The organism is Aeromicrobium sp. (genome assembly GCF_047607065.1).
Lineage (GTDB): Bacteria > Actinomycetota > Actinomycetes > Propionibacteriales > Nocardioidaceae > Aeromicrobium.
In genome coordinates, this window is record NZ_JASGDU010000012.1 from 25828 (window position 1) to 38883 (window position 13056).

Annotated in this window: 11 protein-coding genes; 3 read left to right on the forward strand and 8 right to left on the reverse strand. The window is 68.9% G+C overall.

Features of this window, described 5'->3' with window-relative positions; all coding sequences use genetic code 11:
* Together rplC and rpsJ are read right to left on the reverse strand one after the other, a co-directional pair.
* Positions 1 to 654 (reverse strand): 50S ribosomal protein L3, encoded by a 654-nt coding sequence (gene rplC, locus QM597_RS01660; RefSeq protein ID WP_415003137.1) that lies wholly within the window; start codon positions 652 to 654, stop codon positions 1 to 3.
* Positions 655 to 668: 14 nt separating this feature from the next.
* Positions 669 to 977, reverse strand: coding sequence for a 30S ribosomal protein S10 (rpsJ, locus tag QM597_RS01665; RefSeq protein ID WP_229053069.1), 309 nt, complete (start codon positions 975 to 977; stop codon positions 669 to 671).
* A 396-nt stretch (positions 978 to 1373) separates the two neighbouring features.
* Between rpsJ and QM597_RS01670 the strand changes: the two genes are divergently transcribed.
* Positions 1374 to 2237, forward strand: coding sequence for a hypothetical protein (locus tag QM597_RS01670; RefSeq protein WP_415003138.1), 864 nt, complete (start codon positions 1374 to 1376; stop codon positions 2235 to 2237).
* Positions 2238 to 2611: 374 nt separating this feature from the next.
* On the opposite strand, the gene meaB is transcribed toward QM597_RS01670, so the two are convergent.
* Positions 2612 to 3583: a methylmalonyl Co-A mutase-associated GTPase MeaB gene (meaB, locus tag QM597_RS01675; protein ID WP_415003139.1), complete on the reverse strand. Its 972-nt coding sequence runs from the start codon at positions 3581 to 3583 to the stop codon at positions 2612 to 2614.
* 325 nt (positions 3584 to 3908) lie between these two features.
* On the opposite strand from meaB, the gene QM597_RS01680 reads away from it, so the two are divergent.
* Together QM597_RS01680 and QM597_RS01685 are read left to right on the forward strand one after the other, a co-directional pair.
* Complete coding sequence (locus tag QM597_RS01680) at positions 3909 to 4289, forward strand: PadR family transcriptional regulator (protein WP_415003140.1); 381 nt, start codon at positions 3909 to 3911, stop codon at positions 4287 to 4289.
* Positions 4286 to 5620, forward strand: coding sequence for a permease prefix domain 1-containing protein (locus QM597_RS01685; protein ID WP_415003141.1), 1335 nt, complete (start codon positions 4286 to 4288; stop codon positions 5618 to 5620). Before QM597_RS01680 ends, QM597_RS01685 begins: the two co-directional genes overlap by 4 nt.
* Before the next feature lie 51 nt (positions 5621 to 5671).
* On the opposite strand, the gene scpA is transcribed toward QM597_RS01685, so the two are convergent.
* The 5 genes from scpA to QM597_RS01710 form a co-directional block, all read right to left on the reverse strand.
* Positions 5672 to 7855, reverse strand: coding sequence for a methylmalonyl-CoA mutase (gene scpA, locus QM597_RS01690; protein ID WP_415003142.1), 2184 nt, complete (start codon positions 7853 to 7855; stop codon positions 5672 to 5674).
* Positions 7856 to 7952: 97 nt separating this feature from the next.
* Positions 7953 to 9758, reverse strand: a complete 1806-nt coding sequence (locus QM597_RS01695; protein ID WP_415003143.1) for a methylmalonyl-CoA mutase family protein — start codon at positions 9756 to 9758, stop codon at positions 7953 to 7955.
* A gap of 76 nt (positions 9759 to 9834) precedes the next feature.
* Positions 9835 to 10176 (reverse strand): hypothetical protein, encoded by a 342-nt coding sequence (locus tag QM597_RS01700; RefSeq protein WP_415003144.1) that lies wholly within the window; start codon positions 10174 to 10176, stop codon positions 9835 to 9837.
* A 414-nt stretch (positions 10177 to 10590) separates the two neighbouring features.
* Positions 10591 to 11157, reverse strand: coding sequence for an RNA polymerase sigma factor (locus QM597_RS01705; RefSeq protein ID WP_415003145.1), 567 nt, complete (start codon positions 11155 to 11157; stop codon positions 10591 to 10593).
* Positions 11158 to 11214: 57 nt separating this feature from the next.
* On the reverse strand, positions 11215 to 12918 hold the full coding sequence (locus tag QM597_RS01710; RefSeq protein WP_415003146.1) for a vWA domain-containing protein: 1704 nt from the start codon (positions 12916 to 12918) through the stop codon (positions 11215 to 11217).
* Between the last annotated feature and the right edge of the window lie 138 nt (positions 12919 to 13056).

Consider the following 13056-nt stretch of genomic DNA (forward strand, 5'->3'; position numbering starts at 1 on the left):
TCAGGCTCCCTTCGCAGCGCTGCGGATGACGACGAGCTGGCCCTTGGGACCGGGGACGGCACCCTTGACAAGGATGAGGCCCTTCTCGACGTCGACCGCGTGGACGGTCAGGTTCTGGGTGGTCACCGTGTCGGTGCCCATGTGGCCGGCCATGCGCAGGCCCTTGAACACGCGACCCGGCGTGGCGCAGCCGCCGATGGAGCCGGGCTTGCGGTGGTTGCGGTGCGCGCCGTGGGAGGCCGAGACACCGGCGAAGCCGTGACGCTTCATTACGCCCGCGAAGCCCTTGCCCTTGGAGGTGCCGGTGACGTCGACCTTGTCGCCCGCAGCGAAGATCTCCGGGGAGATCTCCTGGCCGAGGGTGTAGTCGGCGACCGCCTCGGTGCGGATTTCGACGATGTGGCGGCGCGGCGTGACGCCAGCCTTGGCGAAGTGGCCCGCAGCAGGCTTGGTGACCTTGCGGCCGTCGATCTCGCCGAAGCCGATCTGCACGGCACTGTAGCCGTCGGTCTCCCGCGTACGGATCTGCGTGACGACGTTGGTGTCGGCAGCGATGACGGTGACGGGCACGACGCGGTTCTCGTCGTCCCAGACCTGGGTCATGCCGAGCTTGCGGCCGAGGAGGCCGCGCGCGGTGGCGGTGGAGTTGCTCATGGCTCGCTATCCCCTCAGAGCTTGATCTCGATGTCGACGCCCGCAGGAAGGTCGAGACGCATGAGCGAATCGACCGTCTTGGGGGTCGGATCGAGGATGTCGATGAGCCGCTTGTGGGTGCGCATCTCGAAGTGCTCGCGGCTGTCCTTGTACTTGTGCGGCGAACGGATCACGCAGAACACGTTCTTCTCCGTCGGCAGCGGCACCGGGCCGGCGACCTTCGCGCCCGTGCTGGTGACCGTGTCGACGATCTTGCGCGCCGAGGAATCAATGACCTCGTGATCGTAGGCCTTGAGCCGGATACGGATCTTCTGTCCCGCCATGCTCGCGTCTGTCCTTTACGTCGTGTTACCGCTTGCGATCCCCGCTCCACCTCGGAGCGGTTCGGCCGCTCCGGTCCCACGCTCCCCGAGGTCGGGCGTGTCGCTTCACGGCGCACATTTCTGGGCATCGAGCGCGGACAGGCACAGATCTCAAGTTGGGTGGTTGGACCCGCTGTAGCGCGTATTCCTCGCGACGAGGGACGGCTTTTCTGCGAGTCGGGCGGACCTCAGGTTCGGTGCCCTCGCGGTTCCCGGCGTGAGTTCCGGACGAACGCACCCCAGCGGTCCGGCCGGAGCAACCGCACTAGTCTGACAGAGCCTTCGGCCCGAACACAAATCGGGTCCGGTGATGCCTGCCGGAAGGCACCCCGGACGCAGGCTCCTTAGACTGGTCAGGTGCGGGCCAAACTCATCCAGACCGTGACCATCGGCGTTCTCCTCGTCGCCGTCACGGCAATCGGGATGGGCCTGAGCACGCCCGACGGCACCGTGCGCAGGGCCGAGAAGACGCCGAGCGCCACCGCCCCGACGGCAGCCAGTTCGCCGTCGCCGTCGCCGACCCCCTCCCCCACACCGACGCCCGAACCCGGTTCGCTCTCGCCCATCACCGGCGTCTGGCCCGGCCGCCCGGCCGAGACGGTCGAGAACGCCGGCGTCGTCGACTGGTGCCCGGCGGTTCAGGTCACCATCTCGTCGGCGGCCCTGCGCCAGGTCGGCGAGCAGGCGGCCCGGCAGGCGGCCTGCAACGCCGTCGCCTTCACCTTCGACGTTCGGTACTCGCGGCTGTCGCTGCCGCACCAGGGCTATGCCGAGAGCGATTTCGCGCCGGTCGTCGAGCGCCTGAGCGACCGGGCGCGCGCCCATACCTATCCCGCGCGGATCCGTGCGGTCATGGCATCGCCCACCGACCGAGCGGCACGCGAGGGAACCGGCGTCGTGCTGCTGACCGGACCGCAGCCCGGCAACGGACGCCGCTACTTCGGACCGCCGTGGTCCGATGCCGGCTACGCCGACCGCCCGGCGTGGGTCGATCCGGTGTGGACGACTGTCACCGTCGACCTCCGACGCGGCGGCTCGCGGCCGCTGCTGCAGACCTCGTTCGAGGCTTCGGCGGGCCTTCCGGTCTGGAATCCGGGGACACAGAAGACCGAAAAACTGACCGTCGCCACCACCGCGACCTACGTGCTGGCCGCACCGGACTGGCGCGTCGACGGCTGGACCCTCGCCACCGAGGCACGGGGTTTCACACCCCTCGGCTGAGCGGGTTCCCCTACCCCTCAACCGACGGAGCCGACCATCCCCCCGAGGTGGTCGGCTCCGTCATGTGCTCTGCCAAGAAGACTAGACCGGAATAGTTCTTTATGACTAGTCCCCATGACCCGCTCATGGCATCTCTGTGAACACAAGCCGCGCGCAACACCGATGACCTGCACAAACGCCGAGCAGACTCGCCGCAGTGGCGCGCCGACAACATGCCCGCTGTCTCGATATGCGAGATATCGCACGAAGATGTGTCACGAAGCCGACCCCTGCGGTGTGGGCTTTTGGAGATTCCGCAGAGAGGCGGGACGTCTCATGGAACCGCTGATGTATTCAGGTTGCGTGCCGCTGGCCGGTCCCATCCACGCACGTTCTTATGCGTCGTAGGCGGCGAGGATGCGGTCGGCGGCCTCGGCGGCCCCCAGCCGCCCGGCGAGGATCTCCTCGCGAATCCCCTCACGGACTGCCCGGACCCCCTCATGGCGGCGGAGACGGTCCTCCAGCTCGTCGCGCACGAGCGCCCAGGTGAAGTCGATCTGCTGGCGTGCCCGCTTCTCAGCCAGCCCGCGCTGCCCGAGGAACTCACGGTGCCGGATGACCCGCTTCCAGACGGTGTCGATCCCGGCCCCCTCCAGACCCGAACAGGTCAAGACCGGCGGCACCCAGTCCTGGGTTCCGGCGTAGACCAGACGTAGCGCACCGGAAAGGTCCTTGGCGGTGATCTCGGCCTCGCGGACCCGCTCGCCGTCGGCCTTGTTGACCGCGATGACGTCGGCGATCTCCACGATGCCCTTCTTGATGCCCTGGAGCTGGTCCCCGGTGCGGGCGAGGGTGAGGAAGAGGAAGGTGTCGACCATGCCGGCGACGGTGATCTCCGACTGCCCCACGCCGACGGTCTCGACCAGGACAACGTCGAAGCCGGCCGCCTCGAGGATCGTCATGGCCTGACTCGTGGCGCGCGCGACGCCGCCGAGGGTGCCGGCCGACGGGGAGGGACGGATGTAGGCGTTCGGATCGACCGCAAGCGCCGCCATACGGGTCTTGTCGCCGAGCACCGAGCCGCCGGTGCGCACGCTGGACGGGTCGACCGCCAGCACGCCGACGCGGTGCCCCTGCCCGGTCAGATAGGTGCCGAGCGACTCGATGGTGGTGGACTTGCCGACGCCGGGCACGCCGGAGATGCCGACCCGGACCGCTCCGCCGGCCTGCGGGGTCAGCGTGGTCAGCAGTTCCCGTGCCGCAGCGCGATGATCGGCCCGGCGCGATTCGACCAGGGTGATCGCCCGTGACACCGCCGCGCGCTGCCCGGCCCGCACGCCGCCGGCCAACTGGTCGAGATCGATCACCCGCCCGAGTCTAGGGGTCGCTGATTTATTCGGGTTGCGCGCCGTTGGCCGGTCCCTGAGGTGCGAGCGAGGAACGAGGAGCCTCGAAGGGCGAAGCCTGCAGTGGGGGGTCATTTCGAGGCTCGTCGCAAGCTCCTCGCACCTCAATGACCGGGTTCCGCCTATGCGCGCAATCTCCTAGTACGCGACCACGTCGATTCATCGCCGGAACGGCCCATCACCAGCTCCAACGGCTCGGCCTCGTGTGGCGGAAGCGGCCTGCCCGCCACCTCATACCTAGAACTGCGAGGTATTATGGCGGTAGCAGGTCTCGACGGGAGGAAGCATGCACATCGACAAGGACCTCGTGGCCGCTTCAGCCACGCCGCTCGTCCTGGCGATCCTCGCCGAGAGCGATTCCTCGTACGGCTACGCCATCGCCAAGCGGGTCACCGAACTGTCCGGCGGCCGCATGACGTGGACCGACGGCATGCTCTACCCGCTCCTGCACCGGCTCGAACGACTCGGGTTCGTCTCGTCGTCATGGCAGCGCGCCGAGGACACCGGCCGGCGCCGCAAGCACTACACGATCACCGATGCCGGCCGTGCCGCGCTGGCCGAACGACGCGCCCAGTGGGGCGTCGTGAGCGCTGCCCTGGAGAGCGTCTGGGCCTCCCTGCGCTCGGCTCCTGCACCGGCCCCCACGCAGGGCGGAGGGGTCGCATGAACGCCCTGGAGGCGCAGATCCAGCACTGGCGCACCTACGTGCAGCGTCAACGCACCATCGGCCACGACGACACCGACGAGCTGGAGGAGCACCTGCGCGCCCAGATCGGCGACCTAACCGAGGCCGGCCTGGCCGAGGACGAGGCCTTCCTCGTGGCGGTCAAGCGCATGGGCTGCCTCGACGCGATCTCCCGTGAGTTCGCGCGCGAGCACTCCGACCGGCTGTGGAAGCAACTCGTGCTGCCCGCCGAGGCGGCCCCGGAGCACGCCGGCCACCGCAGTTCTCTGGCCGTGGCACTCCTGCTGGGATGCTGTGCCGGGGCGGCCGTGCGCGGCCTCGTCGCCTGGGGCGGCGAGGCGACGGGGCCAGACAACCTGTCCCTAGTCACCCTGCCGTTCCTGGCGGCCTATTTCGCGTGGAGCCGCCGCGTCACCCCGGTCGTCGGCGCGGTACTCGTGGCGGCCGCGGCCGCTCTCGGCCTGCTCGTCAACCTCATGCCCGTCGAGACCGGTGGATCGACCCACGTCCTGATGCTGATGCACGTGCCGGTCGCCCTGTGGTTCGTCTGCGGCGGCGCGTATCTCGGTGGCGGCTGGTCCCATCTGCGAGCGCGCATGGACTTCGTGCGCTTCACTGGCGAGTGGGCGGTCTACTACGGACTGATCGCCGTCGGCGGTGGGGTGCTCACCGCCTTGACCATCGCGGTCTTCGCGGCGGTGGACATCGACGCCGGCGAGCAGATCGCCGCCTGGGTGGTGCCGCTGGGGGCCGGCGGCGCGGTGCTGGTCGCCGCGTGGCTGGTCGAGGCCAAGCAGGACGTCATCGAGAACATCGTCCCGGTCCTGACGCGGGTGTTCACCCCGTTGACCGCGCTCATGCTGGTCGCCGTGCTCGGGGCGTTCGTGGCCAGCCCGGATGTCTTGAGCGGCAACCGGGATCTGCTGATCGCCATGACGCTGATCCTCGTCCTCGTGCTCGGCCTGCTGCTCTACGCGATCTCCGCACGCGACCTGCTGGCCCCGGCCGACTGGTTCGACCGGCTGCAGACGCTCGTGGTGGTCCTCGCCCTCATCGTCGACGCCGTCGTGATCGTGGCGATGCTGGGCCGGATCGCGGAGTTCGGGGCGTCGCCGAACAAGGTCGCCGCCCTCGGACTGAACCTGGTGGTGGCCGTCAACCTCGTGTGGTCGGCGGTCCTGTCGGTGCGCTTCCTGCGCGGCACCGGAACCGCCGGCGCGCTCGAACGCTGGCAGACGGCCTACCTGCCCGCGTTCGGCCTGTGGGCTATGGCCGTCATCATCGTCCTCCCCCCGGCCTTCGGCTTCGCGTGAGCCGCCCGCTAACTGAGGCGCGGCCGTCCGAGAACGCCCGCTCCTCGCGGCTCAGGCGCCCGGCTGGGCGCGGAGCTTGTCGAGCAGGGCCAGCGCCGAGTCGGCGATGACGGTGCCCGGCAGGAACACCTCCGCAGCGCCCATCTCCTTGAGCGTCGGCACGTCGTCGGGCGGGATGACTCCGCCCATGACGACCATGATGTCGCCCCGCCCCTGCTCGGCCAGCGCCTTCTTCAGCTCCGGCAGCAAGGTGAGGTGACCGGCCGCGAGCGACGACACCCCGACGATGTGCACGTCGGCGTCGATGGCCTGCTGGGCGACCTCCTCGGGCGTGGAGAACAGCGGTCCCACGTCGACGTCGAAGCCCATGTCGGCGAACGCCGTGACGATGACCTTCTGGCCGCGGTCGTGACCGTCCTGGCCCATCTTCGCCACGAGGATGCGGGGACGGCGCCCCTCGGCCTCCTCGAACTCGGCCGTCGCGTCGATGACGCGCTGGATGTTGCCGCCCTGGCCGGCTTCCGTGCGGTACACACCGGAGATCGTACGGATGACCGCCTGGTGGCGTCCGTAGACCTTCTCCAGCGCGTCGCTGATCTCGCCGACCGTCGCCTTCGCGCGGGCCGCATCGACCGCGAGGGCCAGCAGGTTGCCGTCGAGCGAACCGTCCGTGGTCGAGCCGCGCTCTGCCGAGGCGGTCAGCGCATCGAGGCACCGGCGCACCTCGTCGGCGTCGCGCTCGGCGCGCAGCCGCTCCAACTTGGCCACCTGCGCGGCGTAGACCGCCGCGTTGTCGACCTTCAGGACCTCCAGCGGGTCCTCGTCGCGCAGCCGGTAGGTGTTGACGCCGACGACGGTCTGCTGACCCGAATCGATGCGGGCCTGCGTGCGCGCGGCGGACTCCTCGACGCGCATCTTCGGGATGCCCTCTTCGATGGCCTTGGCCATGCCGCCGGCGGACTCGACCTCCTGAATGTGCGCCCAGGCACGGTTCGCCAGCTCGTGCGTCAGCTTCTCGACGTAGTACGAGCCGCCCCACGGGTCGATGCTGCGCGTCGTGCCCGACTCCTGCTGCAGCATCAACTGGGTGTTGCGGGCGATGCGAGCGCTGAAGTCGGTCGGCAGGGCGATGGCCTCGTCGAGCGCGTTGGTATGCAAGCTCTGCGTGTGGCCCTGCGTGGCCGCCATCGCCTCGATGGCCGTGCGCTGAACGTTGTTGAACACATCTTGGGCGGTCAGCGACCAGCCGGAGGTCTGCGAGTGGGTGCGCAGCGAGAGCGACTTGGGGTTCTTCGGACCGAAGTCCTTGACCAGGCGCGCCCACAGCGCCCGCCCGGCGCGCATCTTGGCGATCTCCATGTAGAAGTTCATACCGATGGCCCAGAAGAAGCTCAGCCGCGGCGCGAAAGCGTCGATGTCCAGGCCCACGTCGAGGCCGGCGCGGATGTACTCGACGCCGTCAGCCAGCGTGTAGGCCAGCTCCAGGTCGTTCGTGGCCCCGGCCTCCTGGATGTGATAGCCGGAGATCGAGATGGAGTTGAACCGCGGCATCTTGGCCGCCGTGTACGCGAAGATGTCGGAGATGATCCGCATCGACGGTGCCGGCGGGTAGATGTAGGTGTTGCGGACCATGAACTCTTTCAGAATGTCGTTCTGAATGGTTCCGGCCAGCTGTTCGGGCTTCACGCCCTGCTCCTCGGCCGCGACGATATAGAGCGCGAGCACGGGCAGCACGGCACCGTTCATCGTCATCGACACGCTCATCTGGTCCAGCGGGATTCCGTCGAAGAGGGTGCGGGTGTCGTAGATCGAGTCGATGGCGACGCCAGCCATGCCGACGTCACCGCGCACGCGCGGGTGGTCGGAGTCGTAGCCGCGATGGGTGGCCAGGTCGAAGGCGACCGACAGGCCCTTCTGGCCGGCCGCGAGGTTGCGGCGGTAGAAGGCGTTGGACTCCTCGGCGGTCGAGAAGCCCGCGTACTGGCGGATCGTCCACGGCTGGGTGGTGTACATCGCCGGATACGGGCCGCGCAGGAACGGGGCCTGGCCCGGATAGGTGTCGAGCGCGTCGAGGCCCTCGAGGTCGGCGGGCGTGTACAGCTCCTTGATGCCGATGCCCTCGGGCGCGAGCCACGGCTCGGAGCCGCCGGCCGCCTGCGTGTAGGCGTCGGCATCGGGGATGGGTGCCTGCTCGGGATCGAGTGGCAGTCCGGCGAAACTGCTGGGTACCGTCATGCGGCCTGCTCCTCTCGGGTGGTTTCGAGGCTCGGCCGCTGGCGGCCTCGCATCTCAACCACCGGCGACTGAGGCCCGACGAGTCCTGCGGTACTCATCATTTCGCCAGTTCCTCTCGGGTGCGGCGCAGGAAGGCCAGGGCGTCGAGGCCCGCGAACGCCTGGTCGTCGGCACCGATATCTGCCTTGCCCGCGACGATCACGTGGCGTACGCCCGCCTCACGCAGCGCGGCGACGAGATCGGCTCCCCATTCGCCGTAGGCGGCGTCCGTGCCCGCGACGCAGGCGACCGGCGAGCCGTCGTAGGCCGCGACGACCGCCGGGGCACCGTCGGTGGCACCGGCACTGACGACGTCGATGCCGCCGGCGGCCAGCAGGTTGCTGGCGAAGGTCGCCCGCGCGGTGTGCGCCGCGACCGGCCCCATCGTGGCCAAGAAGACCTTCGTCGCGGCCGGTTCGTCGCGCATCGCCTCGTACTCGTGGGCGTAGCGGAAGACCTGAGGCGCGCTCGGGTAGGGGCGGCGCTCGGGCAGCTCCTCGTGGAGGTTCGGGAACTCGCTGACACCGGTCAGCGGCATCGAGCGCTTGGCGATCTTGGCCGCGCGCGCCTCGACGGTCTCGGCGATGCGGGCGATGATCCGGTCCCGCGCGGCGAGCACGCCGCCGGCCTCCTCGATGCCGCCGAAGGACGCCCACGCGGTGCGGGCGAGATCGTCGGTCAGCTTCTCAATCACGTGCGAACCGCCACCGGGATCGGTGACCTTGGCGACGTGCGACTCGCTGATGAGCAGGCTGGAGGTGTTGCGCGCGATGCGGCGGCTGAATGCCTCCGGCAGGCCGAGCGGTTCGTCGAACGGCATGACCGTGACCGAGGCGGCCCCGCCGACGCCTGCGGCGAAGGAGGCGACCGTCGTGCGGAGCATGTTCACGTACGGGTCGTAGCGGGTCATCATCGGCCGCGAGGTGACCGCGTGCTGCAGCTGGCCGCGAAGATCCCCGGCGACGCCGCTCAACTCGGCCGCCCGCGCCCAGGTGCGACGGGCCGCGCGGAACTTGGCGATGGTCGGGAACTGTTCGTCGGTCGCCGCGATGCGGAACTCCAGCAGGCCTGCGGCCTCGTCGACACTGAATCCGGCCTCGGTCAGCAGGCGCAGGTAGGCCGCTCCGGTAGCGAGTAAGTAGGCGAGTTCCTGCACATCGGAGGCACCCTGGTCGTGGACCGCCGTGCCGTCGATCACGATGGCCTTGATGCCGAGCGGCAGCGCGATCCGGGCGGCCTCGACGGCGATGTCCGGGTCGGTCTCGCCGCTGCCTCGGATGGCGTTGCCGAGGGGGTCGACGCCGAGGTTCGTGCCGGGGTGCGCCTGAACGGCCTTGTCCTCGATGACCGCAGCCAGGGCGCGCGCCGCGCCGAGCGGGTCGTGGGGGTCCTGCACGACGACGGGCGCGAGGTCGAGGAAGACCGGTTCGAGGATGCGCGCGAGCGCGTCGGCGGGCACGCCGTCGGCACCGAGCGTCAGCCACAGCGAGTTGACGCCGTTCTCCAGATCAGTGAGGACGTCGTCAGCACTCCTCTGGGCATCGGGGTCGGTGAACCAGCCCCGGATGTCCCAGGCGCGGTTCTCGCGGACCGCCTGGGTGCCGCGCGTGTAGGGGGTCTGGCCGGGAAGGCCGGTGGCCGGCAGTGGCGACGACAGCGCTGGGGTGCCGAGCGGCGTGACCTCGATGCCGTCCAGCGTGCGGGTCGTGAGCCTGACCCAGGCATCGGCGTCCGGGGCGTCCTCGGCGAGTTTGCGCGTCTTGCGCAGGACGGCCGCTGCGGCCTTCTCCCACGCCTCGCGCGTCGGGTTCAGCCCCTCGGCGAGCGGAACGGCCACCTGGGCGGCCGGCATCTCGGCAGACATAGGCCGCATCGTACTGAGGTCTGTCTGCGGCCACCGCCACCGGTCCGGTCCTGCGGGGCGTCGGGACGCTGTCGGCTCAGGAGGCGAGGGCGCCCAGGTCTGACAGGGCGGGCATGAGCGCGCGAGCGCGGAGGAGGTGGTCAGCGGCGGCGGCGATCCGGGCGTGCTCGCCGGTCGCCAGGTCATCACCGAAGTGCTTGGTGAACCAGTCAGCGACGACGGTCCAGGAGTAGAGGGACCAGCCTTCACCGGACATGGGCGCAGGGAAGCCGCCGGGGCCTCGCTTGCCGAGGGACAGCAGGCGGACGCTCTCGTAAGTACGGCCGACCCTCTCGGCGATGGCCTTCAGGGGGAGGAGGTCGTAATCGTCGTCGGTAAGGCTGCGGTCAAGGTGGATGGTGAAGTCGTAGGTGTTCATCGCGGGACTTCCTCCTGGTACTGGCTGTGGCGGCGCGGAACGGCCGGGGCAAGCGGCGATAAGAGGCTACGCCGATAGGTCCCGTTGGCTGAGGTGCGAGCGAGGAACGAGCGAGCCTCGAAGCCTGCGATGGCGGGTCCCTTCGAGGCTCGGCCGCAGGCGGCCTACGCACCTCAGGGACCGAGGAACGTGCGACGAGCCTCGAAAGGCGGCTCAGGCGGTGGCGGCGCGGAATGGCCGGGGCAAACGGCAACGAGAGGTTGCGCCGATAGGTCCCGCTGGCTGAGGTGCGAGCGAGGAACGAGCGAGCCTCGAAGCCTGCGATGGCGAGTCCCTTCGAGGCTCGGCCGCAAGCGGCCTACGCACCTCAGGGACCGAGGAACGAAGAACGTGCGACGAGCCTCGAAAGGCGGCTCAGGCGGTGGCGGCGCGGACGGCGTCGGCCAGCTGGGTGCGCGCCCGGTTGATCCGGCTCTTGACGGTCTGCACGCCGATCCCCTGGTGCGTGGCGATCTCGTCGTAGGTCATGTCGCCGTACTCGCGCAGCACCAGCGCCTCACGGAAGTCCGGCGAGACCTCCCGCAGCGCCGCAGTGATGAGGTCTCGGTCGTCGACCTGCCCGGTCGAGTCGGCGGCGATGAGCAGTCCGGCGATGTCGTCGGTGTCGACGGGGACCGACCGGCGCTTGCGGCACACCGCGATGGAGGCGTTCGCGGCGATCCGGTAGCACCAGGTACTGAACTTCGCGTTGCCGCGGAACTTGCCGATGTTCTGCCAGGCCGCGATGAGCGTGTCCTGCAAGGCGTCTTCGGCGTCGAGCGGGTCTGCAGTGATGCGCAGGCATACCGACCACAAGATGTCGCGGCTCTGCGTCACCAGGTTGCCGAAGGCCTCCGGATCACCCGCGCGGGCGCGCTCGACCAAGGTCTCGTAGGCACCGTCGGCCTGCGCCATCACGCCCCCTCGGGTTCGGACGGCCACCAGTATGTCCTAAGCGACTCCCCGACAAGGTGAACCGGGTCTCGCAGGGCGCTCCCGTCACCGGACGTAGGCCGAGCCGTCCCATCGATAGTCGACGTAGGTCATCTCCCCTCCGGCGCAATCGGGGGTGCAGTCGTTGCTCGCCGACCGGATCACGTAGAGACCGTCCGCTCCGGGGCCGATCAGTTCCGATCCGTAGAACTCACTCAGATACCCGCTCTCGTCCCGGCGGCTCTGCGGTACCTCCTCGAATCCCGTTGGCGTTGCGCGCATCACGATGGTGCCGTCGTAGCGCCCGGGGTTGAAGTGAGCGAACAGATTGCCCGAAGCATCCGCCGCCGGCTCGGCAAAGCCGAAGTCCTCGCTTGGATACGCACTGACCGGATCACTGACCCACACCTCTTCGCCGTCGGGAGTGAAGGCCGAGATGAACGCGGCGTTTTCCCAGTAGACGTCGTCTCCGCCACGGTGGGCAATGACGATCAGCTCGCCCAGATACGGATGCCTCACCGTCAGGGCGTCACTGACGACATCACCGCCGACGTAGCTCGCCACATCGGAGGCAGACCGGGGTTCGGCGGTGAGCGTACGTACCGGCGCGCACTTGCAGAGGACGATCTTGGTGATCTTGCCGCTCAACTTTTCACTGGTGGTCTTGGGCTTGTAGGTGATCTCATACCCCGTACCCGCAGCCTCGTCAGCGGCATAAATGACCGTGTGGTCCTCCTCAGGCACCGAAGGCGTATCGGGCAGCCCATACAGGGCTTCAGCGTCGCTGATGTCATCACCGATCCCGACACCATCGAGAGTCTGCATGCTCTTGTCATCGGAGACCACCTGCGTCAGGACCCCATCGGTGAACACCAGCGTGCAGTCCACATACACGACCTCCACCGTCCCCGACCCGGCAAGATCGGCCTCGAACTCCTCGCCCGCCTGCTCCGCCGCAGCCCGAACCTCGTCAACCGTCATCCCCGGCACCACACCCCGATACCCGCTCGGCTGGATCGTGGTCGCCGCCCAGGCCGGGTTCAACACCGCAGGCAACCGCGCCTCCAACTGCGCCGGGTTCGCCGCATCCAACGACAACCCACCCGTCGCCTCAGACACACACTCCAACTGCCCCGTGGCCGCAGCATTCCCGCCAGTCTTGAACCCCACCGTATGCACCGTCACCCCAGCCTCAGCCAGATCACCAGCCACCTCACACGGCTCCGGACCCAAACCCAACTCCCCACACCGATCCTCACCATCAGAAACCACCACCACCGCCCGCTCACCCGAACCCGGCAGTTGCTCGGCAGCCGTCTGCAACGCCAACCCCATCGGCGTGAACCCGCTCGGCGTCACCCCCTCCACCGCCGACGTGAACTCCCCCTTATCCAACGGACCAGGCTCGATCAGCGTCGACACATCCGCGCACCCCGCCACCTGCTCAGCATCACTACTGCCCGTCCCCGTGCCGTACACCACCAACCCGAGCTCATGCGAGACGGGCAACCCCTCCACCAACGAGTTCACCGCCGCCCGAGCCGCATCAAAACGCACCCCCGGCGCATCATCGGCCAACATCGACGCCGACGCATCCAACACCACCACCGTCGGCACCGCAGGCACCTCCCGATCGGCCTCCCGATCCGGCGCGGGACCCCCTCCACGGTTCAACACCACCACCAACGCCACCACCGCGACCACAACAGGCACCAACGCACCCGCCACCACCGCTGCAATCCGACCACGAGTCCACACCCACGACGACATGGCGCAGAATCTAAGGAATCGCTGATCTATAGGCCATCGGCGGGTGAGCGAGCCTGGGGACGGGCGTAGGGACCTGTTTCGGGCTGCTGCCTTGCTGCCCTGCGTCCGCCTTTCGGGACTGTAGGGCCGATTGCGGGC

Coding starts and splice junctions, on each gene's coding strand:
- rplC (WP_415003137.1), bottom strand. CDS start 654: ATGAGCAACTCCACCGCCACCGCGCGCGGCCTCCTCGGCCGCAAGCTC.
- rpsJ (WP_229053069.1), bottom strand. CDS start 977: ATGGCGGGACAGAAGATCCGTATCCGGCTCAAGGCCTACGATCACGAG.
- QM597_RS01680 (WP_415003140.1), top strand. CDS start 3,909: ATGCACATCGACAAGGACCTCGTGGCCGCTTCAGCCACGCCGCTCGTC.
- QM597_RS01685 (WP_415003141.1), top strand. CDS start 4,286: ATGAACGCCCTGGAGGCGCAGATCCAGCACTGGCGCACCTACGTGCAG.
- scpA (WP_415003142.1), bottom strand. CDS start 7,855: ATGACGGTACCCAGCAGTTTCGCCGGACTGCCACTCGATCCCGAGCAG.
- QM597_RS01695 (WP_415003143.1), bottom strand. CDS start 9,758: ATGTCTGCCGAGATGCCGGCCGCCCAGGTGGCCGTTCCGCTCGCCGAG.
- QM597_RS01700 (WP_415003144.1), bottom strand. CDS start 10,176: ATGAACACCTACGACTTCACCATCCACCTTGACCGCAGCCTTACCGAC.
- QM597_RS01710 (WP_415003146.1), bottom strand. CDS start 12,918: ATGTCGTCGTGGGTGTGGACTCGTGGTCGGATTGCAGCGGTGGTGGCG.